Origin of the sequence: Streptomyces ferrugineus (assembly GCF_015160855.1) — a bacterium.
Classification (GTDB): Bacteria; Actinomycetota; Actinomycetes; order Streptomycetales; family Streptomycetaceae; genus Streptomyces; species Streptomyces ferrugineus.
In genome coordinates this window covers 5,064,282-5,082,241 of record NZ_CP063373.1, presented here as the reverse complement: position 1 = coordinate 5,082,241, position 17,960 = coordinate 5,064,282, and the positions used below count along the sequence as shown (strand labels likewise).

General features: G+C 69.6%; 13 protein-coding genes. 4 read left to right on the top strand and 9 right to left on the bottom strand.

Annotated features, from left to right (window positions below; translation table 11 throughout):
• Nucleotides 1-26 precede the first annotated feature (26 nt).
• The 3 genes from IM697_RS23115 to IM697_RS23105 all read left to right on the top strand — a co-directional run bounded on the left by IM697_RS23115 (nt 27) and on the right by IM697_RS23105 (nt 5,437).
• Nucleotides 27-2,144: a beta-galactosidase gene (locus IM697_RS23115; RefSeq protein WP_228044116.1), complete on the top strand. Its 2,118-nt coding sequence runs from the start codon at nt 27-29 to the stop codon at nt 2,142-2,144.
• Nucleotides 2,145-2,151: 7 nt separating this feature from the next.
• Entirely contained in the window at nt 2,152-3,657 is a 1,506-nt protein-coding gene (locus IM697_RS23110) for a glycoside hydrolase family 43 protein (RefSeq protein ID WP_194037828.1), read from the top strand.
• A 124-nt stretch (nt 3,658-3,781) separates the two neighbouring features.
• Complete coding sequence (locus tag IM697_RS23105) at nt 3,782-5,437, top strand: GH35 family beta-galactosidase (RefSeq protein WP_228044115.1); 1,656 nt, start codon at nt 3,782-3,784, stop codon at nt 5,435-5,437.
• 155 nt (nt 5,438-5,592) lie between these two features.
• On the opposite strand, the gene IM697_RS23100 is transcribed toward IM697_RS23105, so the two are convergent.
• Nucleotides 5,593-7,287, bottom strand: coding sequence for a CocE/NonD family hydrolase (locus IM697_RS23100; RefSeq protein ID WP_194037827.1), 1,695 nt, complete (start codon nt 7,285-7,287; stop codon nt 5,593-5,595).
• Between the two features lie 92 nt (nt 7,288-7,379).
• Here IM697_RS23100 and IM697_RS23095 point away from each other — a divergent pair, with 92 nt between their 5' ends.
• Nucleotides 7,380-7,970 carry a TetR/AcrR family transcriptional regulator gene (locus IM697_RS23095; RefSeq protein ID WP_228044114.1) on the top strand — a complete coding sequence of 197 codons (591 nt, stop codon included), beginning with the start codon at nt 7,380-7,382 and terminating at the stop codon, nt 7,968-7,970.
• Nucleotides 7,971-8,024: 54 nt separating this feature from the next.
• Here the strand turns inward: IM697_RS23095 and IM697_RS23090 are convergent, their stop codons facing one another.
• The 8 genes from IM697_RS23090 to IM697_RS23055 form a co-directional block, all read right to left on the bottom strand.
• Nucleotides 8,025-9,584 carry a class I adenylate-forming enzyme family protein gene (locus IM697_RS23090; RefSeq protein ID WP_194037826.1) on the bottom strand — a complete coding sequence of 520 codons (1,560 nt, stop codon included), beginning with the start codon at nt 9,582-9,584 and terminating at the stop codon, nt 8,025-8,027.
• 23 nt (nt 9,585-9,607) lie between these two features.
• Nucleotides 9,608-10,084 carry a hotdog family protein gene (locus IM697_RS23085; RefSeq protein ID WP_194037825.1) on the bottom strand — a complete coding sequence of 159 codons (477 nt, stop codon included), beginning with the start codon at nt 10,082-10,084 and terminating at the stop codon, nt 9,608-9,610.
• Between the two features lie 71 nt (nt 10,085-10,155).
• A complete protein-coding gene (locus IM697_RS23080; RefSeq protein WP_194037824.1) occupies nt 10,156-10,971 on the bottom strand; it encodes an ABC transporter ATP-binding protein in 816 nt (271 codons plus the stop codon).
• Nucleotides 10,968-11,963, bottom strand: a complete 996-nt coding sequence (locus tag IM697_RS23075) for an ABC transporter ATP-binding protein (RefSeq protein ID WP_194037823.1) — start codon at nt 11,961-11,963, stop codon at nt 10,968-10,970. Before IM697_RS23075 ends, IM697_RS23080 begins: the two co-directional genes overlap by 4 nt.
• On the bottom strand, nt 11,960-12,814 hold the full coding sequence (locus tag IM697_RS23070) for an ABC transporter permease (protein ID WP_228044113.1): 855 nt from the start codon (nt 12,812-12,814) through the stop codon (nt 11,960-11,962). The genes IM697_RS23075 and IM697_RS23070 overlap by 4 nt, the downstream gene beginning before the upstream one ends.
• A gap of 3 nt (nt 12,815-12,817) precedes the next feature.
• Complete coding sequence (locus tag IM697_RS23065) at nt 12,818-13,813, bottom strand: ABC transporter permease (protein WP_194037822.1); 996 nt, start codon at nt 13,811-13,813, stop codon at nt 12,818-12,820.
• Nucleotides 13,814-13,823: 10 nt separating this feature from the next.
• Nucleotides 13,824-15,458 (bottom strand): ABC transporter substrate-binding protein, encoded by a 1,635-nt coding sequence (locus IM697_RS23060; protein WP_194037820.1) that lies wholly within the window; start codon nt 15,456-15,458, stop codon nt 13,824-13,826.
• 740 nt (nt 15,459-16,198) lie between these two features.
• A complete protein-coding gene (locus IM697_RS23055) occupies nt 16,199-17,614 on the bottom strand; it encodes an amidase (protein ID WP_228044112.1) in 1,416 nt (471 codons plus the stop codon).
• Between the last annotated feature and the right edge of the window lie 346 nt (nt 17,615-17,960).

Sequence of the window (17,960 nt, the reverse complement as noted above, 5' to 3'; positions counted from 1 at the left end):
GCAACCCCACACACTCAGGAGTTTTCGTGACGAACACGTCGCGCCTGCCCCGCCAGGTCCTCTTCGGAGCGGCCTATTACGCCGAGTACCAGCGTGGCCCGCGCGTCACCGAGGACTTCGACCGGATGGCCGCAGCAGGATTCAGCGTCATCCGCGTCGGGGAATCCGTGTGGTCGACCTGGGAACCCGAAGACGGCCGCTTCGACGTCGACTGGCTGCAGCCGGTCCTCGACCACGCCCACGCCCGCGGCATCCGGGTCATCCTCGGAACACCCACCTACGCGGTGCCGCCGTGGCTCGCACGCAAGTACCCCGAGATCGCCGGCGAGACCTCCAGCCGCGAACGCGTCGGCTGGGGTGCACGCCAGGAGGTCGACTTCACCCATGCCGCCTTCCGCTTCCACGCCGAGCGCGTCATCCGCGTCATCATGGACCGCTACGCCGACCACCCCGCGGTCATCGGCGTCCAGGTGGACAACGAACCCGGGTTCCACCTGCTCCACAACCACGGTGTCTTCCAGCGCTTCGTCGACCACCTGCGCCACCGCTACAAGGACGTCGAGACCCTCAACGAGGAGTGGGGCCTCGTCTACTGGTCGCACCGCCTGTCCGACTGGTCCGACCTGTGGAGACCGGACGGCAACGCGCAACCGCAGTACGACCTGGCCTGGCGCAGGTTCCAGGCCGAGCAGACGGCCGAGTTCATCCGCTGGCAGGCCGACATCGTGCGCGGCTACACCCAGCCCGGCCAGTTCGTCACGACCTGCATCGCCTACCAACTCCCCGCCATGGACGACGAGTTGGCCTCACGCGAACTCGACATCACCTCCGGCAACGCCTACTACGGCATGCAGGACGCACTGCTGCTCCCGCAGCCGCACCGCCCTCAGCGGCACTGGTTCACCACAGGCGTGCCCGCCCTGCACCTGACAGCGGACCGCATGTACGCCTCCCGCCAGGCGCCCTTCCTGGTGACCGAGACGGTCGCCTCGTCGATCAACGACTCAGGACACATCAAGCCCGCCTACGACGGACAGTGGCGCCAGGCCGCCTGGGCACTGGTGGCGCGCGGCGCCCAGATGATCGAGTACTGGCAGTGGAACACCCTGCCCTTCGGTGCCGAGACATACTGGGGCGGCGTCCTCCCGCACAGCAATATCCCCGGCCGCGCCTACCGCGAGATAGCCGGGCTGGGAGCCGAGTTCGCCGCCGCCGGCGAGACACTGGCCGGCCTGACACCGCACAGCGACGTCGTCTTCCTGTACTCCGCTGCCAGCAAGTGGCTGATGGAGAAACAGCCGCCGCTGGCCGATGCGGACGGCGCTCCCGACCCGCGTGCCTACCGGGAGATATTCGACGCCTTCTACCAGGGGGCCTTCGACGCCCGGCTGCAGGCCCGGCTCGTCCACGACAACCAGATCCTCGACGGAGCCCCAGGTCAGGAAAGCCCGGATCCCGCACAGTTCGCCGCACAGCACCCGCTGCTCGTCGCCGCGGGTACGCAGGTGGCCGAGCGGCGCCTGCTCGACTGGCTCACCGCCTACGCCGCCGCCGGCGGACATCTCCTCCTGGGTCCGCGCACGGGTTACACCGACGAGGAGGGCCGTGCCCGGGAAGAGGCCGCGCCCCCGGTCCTGTGCGAACCCGCGGGCGCCGGCTACGGCGAGTACAGCAACCTCGACACGGACATCCCCCTGACCGCAGGCCAGGACGGCGGGCTGCTGCTGCCGGACGACGCCACGGCGACCCGCTGGGCCGACGGGCTGGTGGTCACCGACGCCCAGGTCCTGGCCGGCTACGAGCACCCGCACTTCCAGCAGTTCGCCGCTGCCACGACCCGGCCGTACGGCAAGGGACGCATCACCTGCGTGGGCACCCTGCCCGGCCCCTCCTTCGCCAAGGCCCTGTTCGAGTGGGCGCGCCCCGCAGCCGCGCTCTGGGGTGATCTGCCGCAGAGCGTCACCGTCAACAGCGCGACGAACAACGACGGCGAGAAAGTGCACGTCCTTCACAACTGGGCGTGGGAACCGCAGACGGTCACCGTGCCTGTCGACCTGGAAGACGTCCTCGGCGACCGCAAGTTCCGTCCCGGAGACATCGTCGAGCTGGGTCCGTGGGATGTCGTCGTCACCGTCGAGCAGTGATGACGTCATGACCAACTGGCCCAACCCGCTGATCCCAGGCTTCAACCCCGACCCGAGCGTGGTCCTCGTCGACGGCGTGTACTACCTGGTGACCTCGACGTTCGAGTATCTTCCCGGCCTGCCGGTGTACCGCAGCACCGATCTCGTCGACTGGGAACACATCGGCAATGTCGCCGAGCGTCCGGAGCAGGTCGCCGTCGGCTCGGTCGTCACCGGCGCCGGCGTGTTCGCACCCACCATCCGGCACCACGACGGGCTCTTCCACGTCATCGTCACGGTGGTCGGCAGCCCCCGGGGCTGCGTGGTGTTCACCGCCGCCGATCCCGCAGGCCCGTGGAGCGACGGACTGACCGTCTCCGGCGTCGACGGTATCGACCCGGACCTAGCCTGGGACGACGACGGCACCGCGTACATCACCTACTCCGGGCTACGGCTGTCCGGCGAGGAAGCGGGGCGCCACTACGGCATCGAGCAGGTCCGGGTCGACCTGACCACCGGCCTGGCCCTCGAAAATCCCCGCTCGCTGTGGTCCGGCACCGGCCTGCGGTTCCCCGAGGCCCCGCACCTGTACCGGCGCGGCGAGCACTGGTACCTGGTGATCGCCGAGGGAGGCACCGAACGCGGACACGCGGTGAGCGTCGCGCGCGGCGTGTCGCCCGCCGGTCCGTTCACCGGGCATCCGGGCAACCCCCTGCTGACGGCGAGCGGAACTCCACGACCGGTGCAGAACACCGGGCATGCCGATCTGGTCGAAACACCTGACGGCGGCTGGGCGATGGTCCTGCTGGGCGTACGTACCCTCGGCGAAGCGCAGGCCTTCTCCCCGCTGGGACGGGAGACGTTCATCACCGACGTCACCTGGACCGAGGACGGCTGGCCGGCCGTCGCCCCTGTCGAACCCGCGCCACGTGCGGGCACGGAGAACCTCGTGTTCTCGTTCGAGGACGAAACCGCCCTCGACGATCCCGGCTGGCTGGCCGTCCGCACCACTCCGCGAACTGTGGCCCGTGTGACCGGCGGCCACCTGGCACTGCACGGGCGGAAGACCGGCCTCGACGACCCGCAGCCGGTCTTCGTCGGTCGCCGCCAGCGCCATCTGAACGCCGTCGTGACCACCACGGTGGATGTGACCGACGGCGTGGGCGGTCTGGCCACGCGCTACGACGAACGGCATCACTTCGGCCTGGAGGCGAGGACACAGGACGGAAGCACGGTCGTGACCGCGTGGGGTGCCGTTGCCGGTCTGCGCCAGGAGTGGCGCGACACGTTCCCCTCCGGCCCGATCGAATTGGCACTTGAGCTGGGAACGGAGCTGGGGGCGGCCCGAGTTGGGGACCGGATCCGGTTGCTGGCGGGCGGCACACTGCTCGCCGAGCTGGACGGGCGGTACTGGACCGCGGAAACCTGCGCGTCGTTCACCGGCCGGATCATCGGGCTCTACGCGAGCGAGGGGGCGGTGCGGTTCGCCGACTACCGCTACGCGGGCCGGGAAACCGTGCCCGACGCCGAATGAGCATGCCGAAGGCCGGCACCTGCCCCTGCTGAGGCCGCCGCACGGCACCAGCGACTTACCCCGAACCTCCCCGACGACACCGCCGGCGGAGATCACACCGCAGCCCGCCGCCACGCATCACCGATTGGACAACCCCTTGAAGGACCACCGCATCGACACCACCACGGGCCAACTGGTCGTCAACGGCGAGCCCTACCTGATTCGCGGTATCGAGCTCCACAACTCCACATCGTCCAGCGCGGAGTACCTCCAGCCGCTGTGGGAGCGAATCGCCGACGCCGGAGTGAACACCGTGCTCGCCCCGGTGAGCTGGGAACTCGTAGAGCCGCACGAAGGACAGTTCGACTTCACCCTGGTCGACGCCATGCTCTCCGGCGCCCGCGAACACCGGCTCAAGCTGGTGCTCCTCTGGTTCGGGAGCTGGAAGAACGGCTCCTCGAGCTACACACCTGCCTGGGTCAAGCTCAACCCGTCCCGGTTCCCGCTGCAGACCGACGAGACCGGCACCCCGCTGGACAACCTCAGCCCGTTCTCCGCGGCCAACCGCGAAGCCGACGCCACCGCGTTCGCCGCCTTCATGGAACACCTCGCCCGCGTCGACAGCCACGACAAAACCGTGATCATGGTGCAGGTGGAGAACGAGGTCGGCCTTCTCGGCGCCTCACGCTCCCACGGGGCAGACGCGGCCGCCGCCTGGGAGGCTTCCGTACCGGCCCCCCTTGTGGACGCCCTGCGCGCCGGAGCCTTCCCGCACGTCCGCACCCCCGACACACCGTCCACCCCGACATGGGACAGCCTGACGGGCGACGCCGACCGCACGGCCGAGCTGTTCATGGCCTGGCACTACGCGGCCCATGTCCAGCACGTTGCCGCCGCGGGCCAGGAGCGCTACGACATTCCGCTGTTCGTCAACGCGTGGCTGGACTCGATCGTGCCAGCCGAGTTCCGGTCCGAGGACGCTGCCTTCGCCGGCGGCCAGACACCGGGCGTGTTCCCCAGCGGGGGACCGCTGCCGCACGTCAGCGCGGCCTGGAAGCTGGCCGCCCCCTCGATCGCCTTCCTCGCGCCGGACGTGTACTTCGGCGACTTCGAAGTCCCTCTCAAGGGCTACGCCGATACCAACACCACCTTGTTCGTGCCCGAGATGCGTGCCGACAGCCACGGCGTCTCGCACAGCTTCCTCGCCATCGGAAAGTACGGTGCCATCGGAGTCTCACCGTTCGGCTTCGACTCCCTCAACGACGACGACACCCTCGACCTGCGCCGCACCTACGCTCAACTCGCGGCACTCGAGAAGGACATCCTCACCGCCCAGACCCAGGACCGCGTGCGCGGCTTCCGAGTGTCGGATCGCGAGGAGGAGACGCTCACCCTCGGCCCGTATGAGTTCGTGGTCAAAGCCAGCACGGCACGAAGCGACGGCGAGACCGTCGGCTACGGGCTCCTGCTGCAGAGCGACGAGCACACGTTCATCGCGGCCGGCCACAACTTCACGGTGGCGCCTCGCACGCGGGGTGGCCAACCGGTCGGCCTCCTGCAGGCGGACGAACTCGTGATCAGGAACGGCGCACTCATCCCGCGAAGGAGACTCAACGGCGACGAGACCTCCGCCGGAACCCGGATCAGGATCGCGGGCAACCCAGCCCGGATACACGGCGGCTTCATATTCGCCACCCAGACCCTGCCCGGTCTGGTGCGCTTCTCGCTCTATTACCGTGCGAAGAGTCACGAAGCTGTCGAACGTATCGGCCGGCGCTCCATGGCGGCGGACCGCGGCTGATCCAGGTCGTCGGGGAGTCTTTGGACGGGATCAACCCGCAGGTTTCGGCCATGCCCCGGAACGTTCGACGCGGCGGAGCCTGTGCCCCCTTTCAGCTCGGACCGCGTCAGCTTGAGCACCGGCCTGGTCTGTGATGTCAGCGGCGGATGCGTGACCTACTGATGCTCTTCATCCGGATCCTCTGTGACGGTGATGGTGGGCAGGACGAGCCGGGCACCGGCGATGCCCCCGACGCCGAGGCTGTGCGTGCTCGGGGTTCTCTGCGTCGTGAGCCACGGGTTGGCGTCCGAGCCCGGGTGGACGACGGAGTGAGGGAAGTCGCTCGACTGGATCTGCAGCTGGAGGCGGTGGCCACGGCGGAGCCGGTAGGCGTTGTCGTCCAGGGCCAGGGTCAGGGCGTCCCCCGCCCGCGCGGACAGGACGGCGCGACCCCATGAGATCGGGCGGGTCGTGCCGTCGGGGTGCACGTCCTGCAGCTTCGCGAAGACATGTGTGGACGGGGCCGAGAACGAGACGTGCCCCGTCAGGACCGGTTGCCCGGCGAAGTCGAGGTGCTCGGTGAGCGGCTCGGTCCGGAAGGTCAGTACGTCGGGCCGTTCCGCGAGGTCGCGTTCGTCGGGGTAGGCCGCGAGGAGGTACCAGATCGCCTCGATGTCGGTGCTCGACGGGACGGGGTGGTCCGGGTCATGCGTCCAGGTCAGTGACGTCGTGTCCGCGTCCGGGTCGCGGTTCAGGGCGTGTACGTCCGTGCCGCCGGCGGAGAGGTGGAAGGTGAGCGGTTCGCTCGGCGGCGGGTACTCCGGTGAGGACTGCCAGCCGACGTGCCCGACGTGCCAGCGGGCGCGCGGGCGGGGCGTCGACGGCCGTACCCCGTTGAGATGCTCGTCGAAGAAGTCCGCCACCTCGCCGCACTCGGTCTCGATCTTCTCGGCGAGCGCGCTCTCACTGAGGTACGGGTTGCGTGCGTCCCCGGCGCCCACGTCCTCGAGCAGATAACCCGAGTGGTCGGCCGATCCGACGCGCAGGAAGTGCAGGTCGCGCTCGCCGGCCAGGGAGCGGAAGTGCCGCCAGTCGCGCAGTCCGAGAGGGGCGAGGCCGGGGTCGTACCAGTTCTGCCAGTGCAGGATCGGGATGGCCGTGGTGTGGTACGGATGCCGGTCGCCGTACGGGTTGTACCAGCCCTGGTCCACCGAACGCTCCAGCATCCGAGAGGCTGCCCGGCACTCGCCGATCCGCGCGCGGGCCGCGGCGACGATGTTCTCCACGGAGTCCGCGCCCCAGTTGATCTCGGCGAGATAACCGTGGTGGTCGGTCCAGATCTGCAGGAGGTCGTTGAGCCCTGCGAGGTAGGGGACCTGCTGGCTCCACTGTGCTCCCACGTGCCCGGCGCCCATGTCGATGCCCGTCACCATCGGGACGGCCGCCCGGATGGCGGGGTGCCCGCTCGCCACGGCGGCCCAGGTCGTGAAGCCGTAGTACGACTGGCCGGTCACACCGACGCGGCCGTTGGACCAGGGCTGCCGGATGATCCACTCGACCGTGTCGTAGCCGTCGGCGACGTCGTGGGCGTAGGGGAGTGTCTCGCCGCCGGAGCGGAACTTGCCCCGCACGTCCTGGGTGACGAACGCGAAGCCGCGGGAGCGGTAGTACTCGGCCTCGAAGGTCAGGGCGGTGTAGCGGCTGGACTTGTCGTAGCAGGTCCGCACGAGGATGGCGGAGTGGGCGGTGGCGCCGTCGGGCAGGTAGACGTCCGTGGCGAGTTCGACTCCGTCGCGCATGGCGACCATGTGTTCCCGGGCGTGTTCGGACGGCGGCTCGGACGTCATGGTCTCGACGATGGTGAAGCTCATGGCTTGCCTCCGAGATATATTTCGCTTGTTATATAACGGTTTCTGGAAGTCGTGCCAGGTAGTGGTCGGGCGTGAAGGGCAGGGAGGTCTCGGTGCCGCGGTATGTGGATCCGGAGGAGCGTGTTCGTGACATCGTCGGGGCCTCCTTGCAGGCGTTGAGCGAGGGAGGACTCGCCGAGCTGACGCTGCGGAAGATCGCGCAGCGCATGGGCGGGTCGATCACGCTGATCACGCATTACTTCGCCAACCGTGAGGTCCTGCTCAACGCCGTACTGGAGTATGTGCTGGCCGACGTGGACGCCATCCTCGAGGAACTGGAGCAGATCGCCGATCCCCGTGAACGGCTGCGGGTCGCGCTGGGGTGGTTCCTGCCGGACACCGAGGAGGCGCTGAGGCAGGAGCGAGCGCGGGTGGCGTTGCTGACGCACCAGGGTGCGGAGCCCGTCATCCGGCGCCATCTGCAGCGCATGGAGCCGGCGATGCGAGCGGTCCTGGTGCGGGCCGTGGAGGACCTGGTCCCGGCCGACGAACTGGACGGCACGGTCGACATGGTGCGGGTCTGGGTGTCCGGCATTGCCCTGTCCGTGGTGGAGCATCCGGAGATCTGGACGCCCGAACGCCAGCACGCCGCGCTGAAGCGGTTCCTCACCGTGCTGTCGTTCGCGGAACTCCCGGCCCGCTGACCGCACGGCGCGAGGGGCGGACCGGCCGGGGCCTGGTCGATCCGCTGCTCCGCCTCAGGAAGCACGCAGGTCCACGACGCGGTCAGTGTGCGGTTCGGCGCGCAGCTCCGCCTTCGCGATCTTGCCGCTTGCGGTGTGCGGCAGGCTGTCCCGGAACTCGACGTAGCGGGGCACCTTGAAGCGTGCGAGCCCCTGAAGGCACCACGCCTCGATGTCCTGGGCGGTCAGGCTCGCCCCCGGTTTGAGTACGACGACCGCCTTGACCTCTTCGTCGCGCTGGGTGTCGGGGACCGGTATGACGCCGACCTCGTCCACCTCCGGCAGGGCCATGATCTGCAGCTCGACCTCGGCGGCGGCGATGTTCTCGCCGCTGCGGCGGATGACGTCGCGGACGCGGCCCTCGTAGTAGTGCTGGCCGTCGGCGTCCTTGCGGACGATGTCGCCGGTGCGGAACCAGCCGCCGGGCAGGAAGAGTTCGGCGTTGGCCTCGGGGCGGTTGTGGTAGCCGAGCATCATGCCGGGGCCCCGCAGGCACAGCTCGCCGGAGCGGCCCGGCTCGACCTCGGCGCCACTGCGGTCGATGACCTTCGACTCCCGCTGCGGGAAGCACCAGCCCATGGAGCCGGTGCCGACGGTGTCGGTGCGGTCGTAGGGGACGTAGGTGCCGTTGCCGACCTCCGTGCTGGCGTACACCTCGCGCGCCCGCAGCCCGAAGCGCCGCTCCAGGGGCTTGTGCAGGGACGGCGGCAGGGCGGATACCGGTGCCTTCTTCAGGGCGAGTTGCCGGTCGGCGTCGCTCTCGGGGAAGTCGAGCATGCCCTCGTCGATCCACGCCATGTCGATCCGGTGCTCGACGAGCCAGTTCATGAACTTGCGCCGGCTCAGTCCCGCGGTGACGTACAGGCCCCCTCCGCCGGCCAGCGCCATCATCAGGTAGGCCTGGTTCTGCATGTAGTAGAAGGGGTGGTCCGCGAGGATCCGCTGCGCGTCGCCGAGCGCCGCGCCATAGACCCCGATCTGGATCCAGTAGGTGTGGGTGAGCAGGCACCCCTTGGGCAGCCCGGTCGTGCCGGACGTGAACTGGATGTTGACCACTTCGCCAGGATCGGCCCGGTGGGTGCGCGGCGTCGGTGCGAGCGCGGTCAGTGCGGCGAAGTCGTGCACGCCGGCGACCGGTTCGCCCACGGCGACGATCCGTTCGCCCGGTACCGGACCGATGCGGTCATCGGCGAGTGTGCCGGTGACCACGTCGTCGGCGGCGACGAGCCACCGGGCGCCCGCGTCGCTCAGGACGAACTCGATCTCCCGCGGCGTGTACTTGGGGTTCATCGGCACGGCGACCGCGCCGGCTTCGATGACCGCGAGCCAGGTCAGCGGGAACTCCACCTGGTTGCCCAGCATGATCCCGACCTTCTCGCCGGGCGTGACACCGAGGCGTTCGAGGCCGGTGCGCACCCGGCTGATCCGCTCGCGCAGTTCCGCCCACGTCAGCGTGGGCCCGCCGCCCTCGATGTGGGTGAGCGCGAGGTGGTCCGGCCACTGCTCGGCGGCGTAGTCCAGTGCCTCGGGAATGGTCTTCTCCATCAAATACCGCTGGTGTGCGTTCAGTTCCATGCTTTCGGCCTCTCTACGGCGGTTCAGACGGTGGACCACAGGGCGCGCTGCGTCGCGACGAATCCGGGCCGCTCCCGGCCCCTGACCTCGGCGCGCAGGTCGGTGACGACGAGGTGGCCCTGTTCGCCTCGGTCGACGACCTCGCGGACGTGGCCGTGGACGCGGAACGGGTCGGTGGTGCGGACGACCGAGACGAAGCGGACGTTGTCGAGTCCGTAGTTCCAGGCGATCCACGGGCCCTCGGACCACACGGAGTGGTTGCACAGCACGTCGAGCAGGCTGAGCAGGTGGAAGCCCTCCACCAGGCCTTCACCGTACCCGTCCTCGCCCTCGTAGGCGTGCGGGTACTCGTCGTGGTACGACGCCTTCTCGAAGTCCTTCGTGCGGTCGTCGTCGACGACGAACCAGGGGGTCGTGAACGTCCCGCCCAGCAGGGCCGGGGCCTGGGAGGGGTGGGGGACGGTCAGGGTTGTGGCTCCCTCGGTGGAGAGGATGCCCATGATCGGCTCCTTTGTGTAGCGAATGCTTTACTACGAGGGTGTGCGTCCGCCCGGATGCGGGCGGACCGGGGTCAGGCTCTGCGCCGCCGGGGGTGCCAGCCGGGCCGGGGGACCGCGTCCAGCAGCTCCTGGGTGTACGGGTCCTGGGGATGGTCCAGTACGTCGGCGGTGCGCCCCTGTTCGACCACGCGTCCGCCCCGCATGACCAGGCAGTGGTCGGTGACCTGGCGGACCACCGCCAGGTCGTGCGAGACGAACAGGAAGGCCACGGTGGTGCGTTCGCGGATGTCGGAGAGCAGGTTCAGTACCTGTGCCTGCACGCTGACGTCCAGGGCGGCGACGGCCTCGTCGAGGATCAGGATCTCCGGTTCCAGGGCCAGGGCCCGGGCGATGGCGACGCGTTGCCGCTGACCGCCGGACAGGTCGCGGGGGAGCCGTGCCGCGTGCTGCTCGTCGAGTCCGACCTCGGCCAGCAGGCCCACCGCCCGTTCCCCGGCCGCGGCGCGCGAGAGTCCGATGCGCACGCGGAGCAGCTCCGTCAGACCGGCGCCGATGCGCTGGCGTGGATCGAGAGAGGCGAAGGGATCCTGGAAGACCATCTGCACGGGGCGCGAAGTGCCGCTGCTGCTTCCGGCGACGCTGACCGTGCCACTGGTCGCCCGCTCCAGTCCCGCGACGATGCGTGCGGTGGTGGTCTTGCCCGAGCCGGACTCGCCCACGACGGCCAGTGAGCCCCCGCGTTCCAGGGTGAAGCCGACGTCGTCGACGGCGACGACTGCCTTGCCGCCACGCGAGCGGGCGGGGAACTCCTTGCGCAGTCCCTCCACGACGAGCGCGGGGCCGGTCTCCGCGACCGGAACCGGGACCGGGATCGATGCCGGGGTCATGAGTGCACCGCCTGGGGAAGCTCGGCGCCGATGTGTTCCACTCGATGGCAGGCGACCAACCGGTCCTCCACGGTGCGCAGTTGTGGCCGGTCCTTCCGGCATTCCTCGGTGGCGAAACGGCAGCGCGCGGCGAACGCGCAGCCCGAGCCCGCCTCGTACGCCGAAACCGGGCGGCCGGGAATCGGCTGGAGTCGGGTCACCGCCGTAGCGCTGGGACGACAGGCGAGCAGGCCCGCCGTGTACGGGTGCAGGGGACGGGAGTGGACCTCCGCCGTGGCTCCCCGTTCGACGACCGTCCCGGCGTACATCACGGCCAGGGAGTCGGTGACGGCGGCCGCCAGGTCCAGGTCGTGGGAGATGAACAGCAGGCCGAGGTTCCGCTCGCGGATCTGCTCCTGGAGGATCGCCATCACCTCCGACTGCACGGTCACGTCCAGCGCTGTGGTCGGCTCGTCCGCGAAGACCAGCTTGGGGGAGTGGAGCAGAGCCGCCACGATCATCATCCGCTGCAGCAGGCCGCCGGAGAGCTGGTGCGGGTACTGGGCCAGACGGTGCTCGGGGTCGGTGATGCCGATGCCCGCCATGAGCTCGCAGGCGCGTCGCCGGGCCTCCCGCGGGCCGAGCAGCCTGCCGGCCACGACGCCCTCGACGAGGAAGTCGCCGATGGTGCGCATTGGGTTGGTGTGGGCGCGCGGGTCCTGGTGGATGAGCGCGACGTCGCGGGAGCGGTGGGCGGTGAGCTCGCGGTGCGAGAAACCGAGCACCGAACGTCCCTCGAAGTCGATCCGCCCGGTTGCCGTGGCGTGCCGGGGCAGCAGCCGCATCGCAGCCTTGACCAGCATCGACTTGCCCGATCCTGACTCGCCGACCAGCCCCACGGTCTCGCCGGCCGCCACGGTCAGATCCACGCCGCGGACCAGCGTGCGCCGATTCCTGCGGTCGCCGGTCGTGATGCCGACGTCCTGCAGTTCCAGCAGTGGTGCCGTGGTCATCGGGTCCCTCCGAACCGCTGGGTGAGCCGCTCGCCCAGCACGTTGAACGCCACCACGGTGACGATGATGCACAGTCCCGCCGCCAGGCTCTGCTGCACGGCGCCGTCCAGTACCTCGGACCGGCCGTCGGCCACCATCAGTCCCCACTCCGCCTCCGGCGGCTGGATGCCGAGGCCCAGGAACGACACCGCGCCGAAGTCGACCAACGCGGACCCGAAGCCGATCGTCGCCTGGGCCAGCACGATCGGCGCGACGTTGGGCAGCAGGTGCCGGGCGCAGATCCGCCACGTCGAAAGACCGGCCAGCTGCAATGCCTCGATGTAGGGCAACTGCCGCTGCCGTACCGCGACGCTGCGCACCACCCGGGCCACGTACGGCGTGTAGACCAGGGTCAGGGCCAGGACCGGTGCCCAGAAACCGGCGCCGAACACGGCCGCCGCGATGACGGCCACCAGGACGCCGGGAATCGCGAACAGCAGGGTCAGCGCCCGGTTCAGCAACCGGTCGACCCAGCCGCCGTGCCAGGCCGCCGCGAGCGCCAGCAGCGTGCCGAGGCCGGCACTGCCCAGCACGATGATGCCCGGTCCGGCGAAGCTCAGCCGGGCTCCCGTCAGGGCCCGGGAGAAGATGTCGCGGCCCAGTGAGTCGGTACCGAACAGGTGCGTACCGCTGGGGCCTTGGCTTGCGGCGAGGACGTCGGTGGCCGCCGGGTCGTAGGGCGCGATCCAGGGGCCGATCACCGCCAGGACCACCAGACCGGTGGCCAATGCCGCCGAGACCAGGAGCAGCGGGTCACCGAAACTCCGCTGCCAGGTGCTCCTCAGGCGGAGCGGAACTGTGAGCGTGGTCATCGGTCAGCGTCCTTTCCTCAACCGCGGATCCAGCAGGTGCTGACCGGCGTCCAGCAACGTGGTGACGACGACGAAGACAGTGACGATCAGCGCGCTCACCGCGGTCACCACGGGATAGTCCTTGGCCGAGACGCTCTTGATCAGCAGCGAGCCGACGCCGTCGATGCCGAATGCGGGCTCGACCACCACCGAACCGGCCACCAGCCCGGCCACGGTCAGGCCGGACGCGGTCAGGATCGGCAGTGCCGCGTTGCGCAGGATGTGCCGCCGGAAGATCCAGGAGCGGGGCAGTCCCCGTCCGCGCCCGGTCAGCACGTGCTCGGCCTCCGCCTCCTCGCCGATCGCGCTGGAGGTCAGCTGGGTCAGATAGGCGGCGTATCCGATCGACAGGGCGATGGCCGGGAGGGTGAGGTGCCACAGCCGGTCGGTGAAGCCGCTGCCCGCGCCGCTGGTCGGGAACCATCCGAGGCTCACCGCGAACACACTGATCAGGAGGGTGGTGGCGACGAAGGCCGGAACGGCGATGCCCAGCCCGGACAGGGCGTTGACCAGCGGGCGCCACCGCGGGCTCGTCCCCCCGATCCCGCCGAGGACCAGGCCCGCGACGAGGATGAGGACCGCTGACATACCGACGAGCAGCAGTGTGGTGAGCAGCCGGGGCGCGAGCAGATCGGAGACCGGCTGCCGGTAGGTCAAGGATGTGCCGAGGTCTCCGTGCAGGGCACCGGTCAGCCAGTGCCAGTAACGCTCCGGCAGTGGGTCGTCCAGGCCGAGCCTGACCCGCATCGCGGCGCGTGCGGTGTCCGAGGCATGCGGCCCCAGCAGCTGGGCCACCGGGTCTCCGGGAGCCAGGGTGAGGACGGTGAAGAGCAGGAAGGAGGCGCACAGGACGGTGGCGACCGGGCCGACGACGTAGGTCATCGCGAGGGACAGGAGGGGGTGGCGCCAGGAGACGCGGACCCGGGCCGGGGCACCGGCCGAGGAGGTGGACACGGACATGTGGTCGCCTCTACTTCTTCGCGGCGCCGACGTAGGCCATCTGCGGCATGGACCAGTAGGCGAACGAGGTGATGGCCCCGGTCAGCCGGCTGTTGAGGAAGGTCGTGGTGTTCGTGGAGACCAGCGGGATCACGGTGTTCGCCTTCTCGTACAGGGCCTGCATCTCGACGATCGTCTCGGCCCGGCGCGTGCCGTCGAAGGTGCTGCGTGCCTTGTCGAAGAGCTTGGTGACCCGGGGGTCGTCGTAGTTGACGTAGTTGTAGGTCTGCTTGGGCAGGTAGAGGAAGCCGATGGTCTCCAACGGGTCGGGCGTGGCGCTGAAGTTCGACGACAGCATCAGGTCGACGCCCTTGCGCTTGGAGGCGTCGTAGCCCGCCTGTGCGTAGACCAGCGGCTGCATGCTCTGGATCTTGATGCTCAGGCCGGCTTCCCGGCCCTGCTGCTGGAGCAGCTGCGCGGTGCGCGACTGCGCGTCGTCGCCGGCGGAGATCGCCAGGACGATCTGCTGTCCCTTGTAGGAGGAGGACTTGACCAGCTTCTTCGCCGCGTCCATGTCGTAGGACCGCGCGGTCTCGAAGGACTCGTACGCCTTCGCGTACGTCGTGCGCTGGCCGCTTGGCCAGGTCGCGGGGGCCGTCATGGTGTACAGCGGGGTGGCGGCCCCGTGGTACACCGCCTTCGCGAGTGCCGTGCGGTCGATCATCCGCTGGAGGGCGGCACGCAGGGCGCCGTCGGCCATGACGCCGTCCGGGCGGGCGACGTAGACGTTCATCGACTGGGGCGACAGCCCGAAGACCAGCCGCCCTTCCTTGGACTTTTGCAGGGCCGGCACCGAGGAGGCGGACAGTTCGTAGGCGCCGTCGATCTCTCCGGCGTCCAGTGACTGGGCGAGGGCGGTGGCGTCGGTGACGAACGTGAACTTCACCGACTTGGCGAACGGGCGCCGGTCGTGGTTCCAGTAGGCGTCGTTGCGGCTCATCGTGATGCTGTCGCCGCTGGTCCATCTGTCGAGCTTGAACGGCCCGCTGCACATCAGGCCCCCGGCCGGCGTGCCGAGCCTGGCACCGGCCTTCTCGGCGAACGCCTTCTTCAGGACCACCATGTTGGCCAGTTCGGAGGTGAACATCTCGTCCGGCCGCTTGAACGTGACGGTTACCCTGTCGCCGGCTGTCGCCCTGATGGAGTCGACATTGGCGAAGAGGTAACTGCTGATCTTCGACGGATCCGCCGACCTTCGCAGGCTGTAGGCGACGTCTTCCGCGGTGACGGTGGATCCGTCCCAGAACCTGGTGTTCCGGCGGATCGTGAGCACGAGCTCGGTCGGCGACTGCTGCCGGTAACTCGCCAGGTTGGGCTTGAGGTTGAACTTCGCGTCCAGGGTCAGCAGCGAGTCGCAGAGGTTGCGGACCACCTGGCCGCTCTGTGTGGTCGCCGCGTTGGCCGGATCCAGCGTGTCCGGCTCGCCGCCGGTGAGGTTCCAGGTGACCTGGTCGACGTCCCCCTTCGCGGCGGGGAGTGAGGAGACCAGATCGTCGGCGGAGACCGGCTTCTGTCCGCCCGACGTGCCGCCGGAACACGCGGTGAGCGTGGACGCGGCCAGTACGAGGCTGAGGACCGCGGCCCTGGTGATGTGTCGTGTAGGCATCGGGACGCCCCTTCGTGGCAGCCGGTGGCCGCTTTCGAGCCAAGTTGACGGCGAATGTATAGCGAGTGATGTACAACAGGCAATGCACTATCCGCGGGTTTTCCAGGTCGTAACTTTCGTCGGGGTGCGTCTTGGTGGCGGCCCGGCCGATGGCTGGTGTGGCGGCTGCCCTGCGTCGCTTTCAGGAGTCGGAGTGCAACCGGTCGAGCGCCAGCGCGTAGCGCTGCCTCGCCGTCACCGTCATGCGTCCTGGCACCCGCCTCGCATCTGTCTGGGTGTGGCAGGCAGGCAGGCTGAGTCGAGTCGGGCCGCCGGCCGTGAGCGCCGCGGTGAGCGCACTGTCCCGCTTGCCGCGCCTTCCGCTTCCGGCCGGCAGCGCACAACTCGTGGCATGTGGTGTCCTGCTGGGAGTGGCTCGCGGGTGGCGCTGTGATGAGGCGCCCTGGCGTATGGGGGGGCGAGGCCGGTCGGCAGGGCAGGCCCTGGGTCGGCCCGTTTGTGCCCCTGGCAGGGGTGCGCAAGGGTGCACTGTGTCGAGGGTCGACGGTTGCCGTGAGCGGGGTGCAGGCGGGGATTCGGCGCTGGCGCCAGCGTGTTTCGGGCGCTCGGGCCTCGCCGGTGCCGGGGCTGGCGGCCTCCGCAGCCGAGTCGGCGCAGGAGTTGTCGCTGTCGGTTTCGGCAGGGTGGGCGACCTGCCTGCCCTCATCGCCTCCGGCCGGGACGTGGCCTGCAGGGTGGAGTCACAGCGTGGGGTGCCGGGTCCACCAGTCGGTGGCGCGCTCGTAGCGGGCGGCGGTGGAGAGGACGGCCGCGTCGGCGTGCTGGGGCCCGATGATCTGGAGGCCGACGGGAAGACCTTCGGAAGTGAATCCGCAGGGCACGGAGATGGCGGGGAGCCCGGCATGGCTGGGGGACTCGGTGAGTCGGTGCAGGTGCCCTCCCGGCTCGGAGAGAGGCTGCCCGTTGACCGTGGCGGGACCGCCGACGTCCCCGGCATGAGGGAAGGCAGGGAAGGGTGTGGTGGGGGTGACCAGCAGGTCGAAGTCGGCGAACACCTTCGCGTAGGCGAGGTAGATCTCGGTCTTCGTCTCTCGCCCGGCACGTCCGACGTCCACGGGCGAAAGGCGCGCCGCCCGGTCGGCGATGTCCGCCGCCAGCGGCCAGACGTCGAGCTCCGACGCACGCATGAGCTCGACGATCGGAATGTACTCGGGGCCCCAGTAGGCCAGGAAGAACTCGAACGGGTCCGGCAGCTCCACCTGGGTCTCCTCCACGACCGCCCCGGCGGCCCGCAGGTCCTTGAGGGCGGCGGAGAAGACGCGCTGGGTCTCCCGGTCCACGGGCCCGTGCAGCAGGCCGTGGTCGGCCGCGATGCGCAGCCCGCTCAGGTCCCCCTCTTCCAGGGCGGCCTCCGTGTACCGGTCGCCGGTGGCGGGCAGGGAGAGGCGGTCGAGGGGGTGCGGGCCGACGGTGGCGTCGAGGAGGAGCGCGGCGTCCACGACACGGCGGGTTATCGGGCCCTCGGTGGTGTCGGGCTCCGTGTTGGCGATGTGGGGAATGCGGCCGGTCGAGGGCTTGACCCCGACGGCTCCGCAGAGCGAGGCGGGGACCCGGATGGAGCCCCCGCCGTCGGAACCCCAGGCCACCGGGGCGACGCCGGCTACGGTCGAGGCCGCGGCTCCCCCGCTGGAGCCGCCGGCCGCGCGGGCCGGGTCCCATGGAGTGCCGGTGGTGCCGGTCAACTTGCTCTCGGTGACGCCGAGGAACCCGAATTCGGGAGTCGTGGTCTTGCCCAGCAGGATCGTCCCGGCGTCCTTGAGCCGGGACCAGGCGGCGGCATCCTCGTCGGGCACGTGGTCGGCGTAGGCGACGCAGCCGTAGGTGGTGCGTACGCCCGCCGTGTCGGTGAGGTCCTTCACCGTGATGGGAACCCCGTACAGCGCAGGCAGCTCCTCCCTGGAAGCGAAACACCGCTCGGCCTTGAGCGCCTGCTCCCGGGCGGCGTCCGCGGTGACCGTCACCATGACGTTCAGGCGGGTGTGCACCTGCTCCAGGCGGTCCAGCGCCGCGTCGACCACCTCCACCGGCGACAGTTTCCGTCTCCGGTACAACTGCCCGAGTTCATGTGCGCTGAGCCATGTCAGGTCGTCGGTCACGGCAACTCCCTCACTCGTCATGTAGCAGTTGCTATATGAACGCCCCGAGTGAGTAGAGTCAAGGGGTGGAGTGGTCGGGTGCTGCGGCCTTGGGGAACCCGGCGATCCGGCATGGCCTCTTATGTATCATCTGCTATATATTCCTACGGCGTGCCGTGGACGGGCCGCGAGCCGTGGCGAAGAGTGCTTCCATGACGCCTCCAGGCCAGGACGGCGGCCACGCCATCACGCCCTCGCCGGGCCCTCGCCAGGACGGCACCGGGCATCGCCGTGCAAGTCATCACCACCGTCCCCGCCACACCGCTCAACCCGCCCGCCCGGCACCACCTGACTGACCACCAATACC

Coding starts and splice junctions, on each gene's coding strand:
- IM697_RS23110 (WP_194037828.1), top strand. CDS start 2,152: ATGACCAACTGGCCCAACCCGCTGATCCCAGGCTTCAACCCCGACCCG.
- IM697_RS23100 (WP_194037827.1), bottom strand. CDS start 7,287: ATGAGCTTCACCATCGTCGAGACCATGACGTCCGAGCCGCCGTCCGAA.
- IM697_RS23090 (WP_194037826.1), bottom strand. CDS start 9,584: ATGGAACTGAACGCACACCAGCGGTATTTGATGGAGAAGACCATTCCC.
- IM697_RS23085 (WP_194037825.1), bottom strand. CDS start 10,084: ATGGGCATCCTCTCCACCGAGGGAGCCACAACCCTGACCGTCCCCCAC.
- IM697_RS23080 (WP_194037824.1), bottom strand. CDS start 10,971: ATGACCCCGGCATCGATCCCGGTCCCGGTTCCGGTCGCGGAGACCGGC.
- IM697_RS23075 (WP_194037823.1), bottom strand. CDS start 11,963: ATGACCACGGCACCACTGCTGGAACTGCAGGACGTCGGCATCACGACC.
- IM697_RS23070 (WP_228044113.1), bottom strand. CDS start 12,814: ATGACCACGCTCACAGTTCCGCTCCGCCTGAGGAGCACCTGGCAGCGG.
- IM697_RS23065 (WP_194037822.1), bottom strand. CDS start 13,813: ATGTCCGTGTCCACCTCCTCGGCCGGTGCCCCGGCCCGGGTCCGCGTC.
- IM697_RS23060 (WP_194037820.1), bottom strand. CDS start 15,458: ATGCCTACACGACACATCACCAGGGCCGCGGTCCTCAGCCTCGTACTG.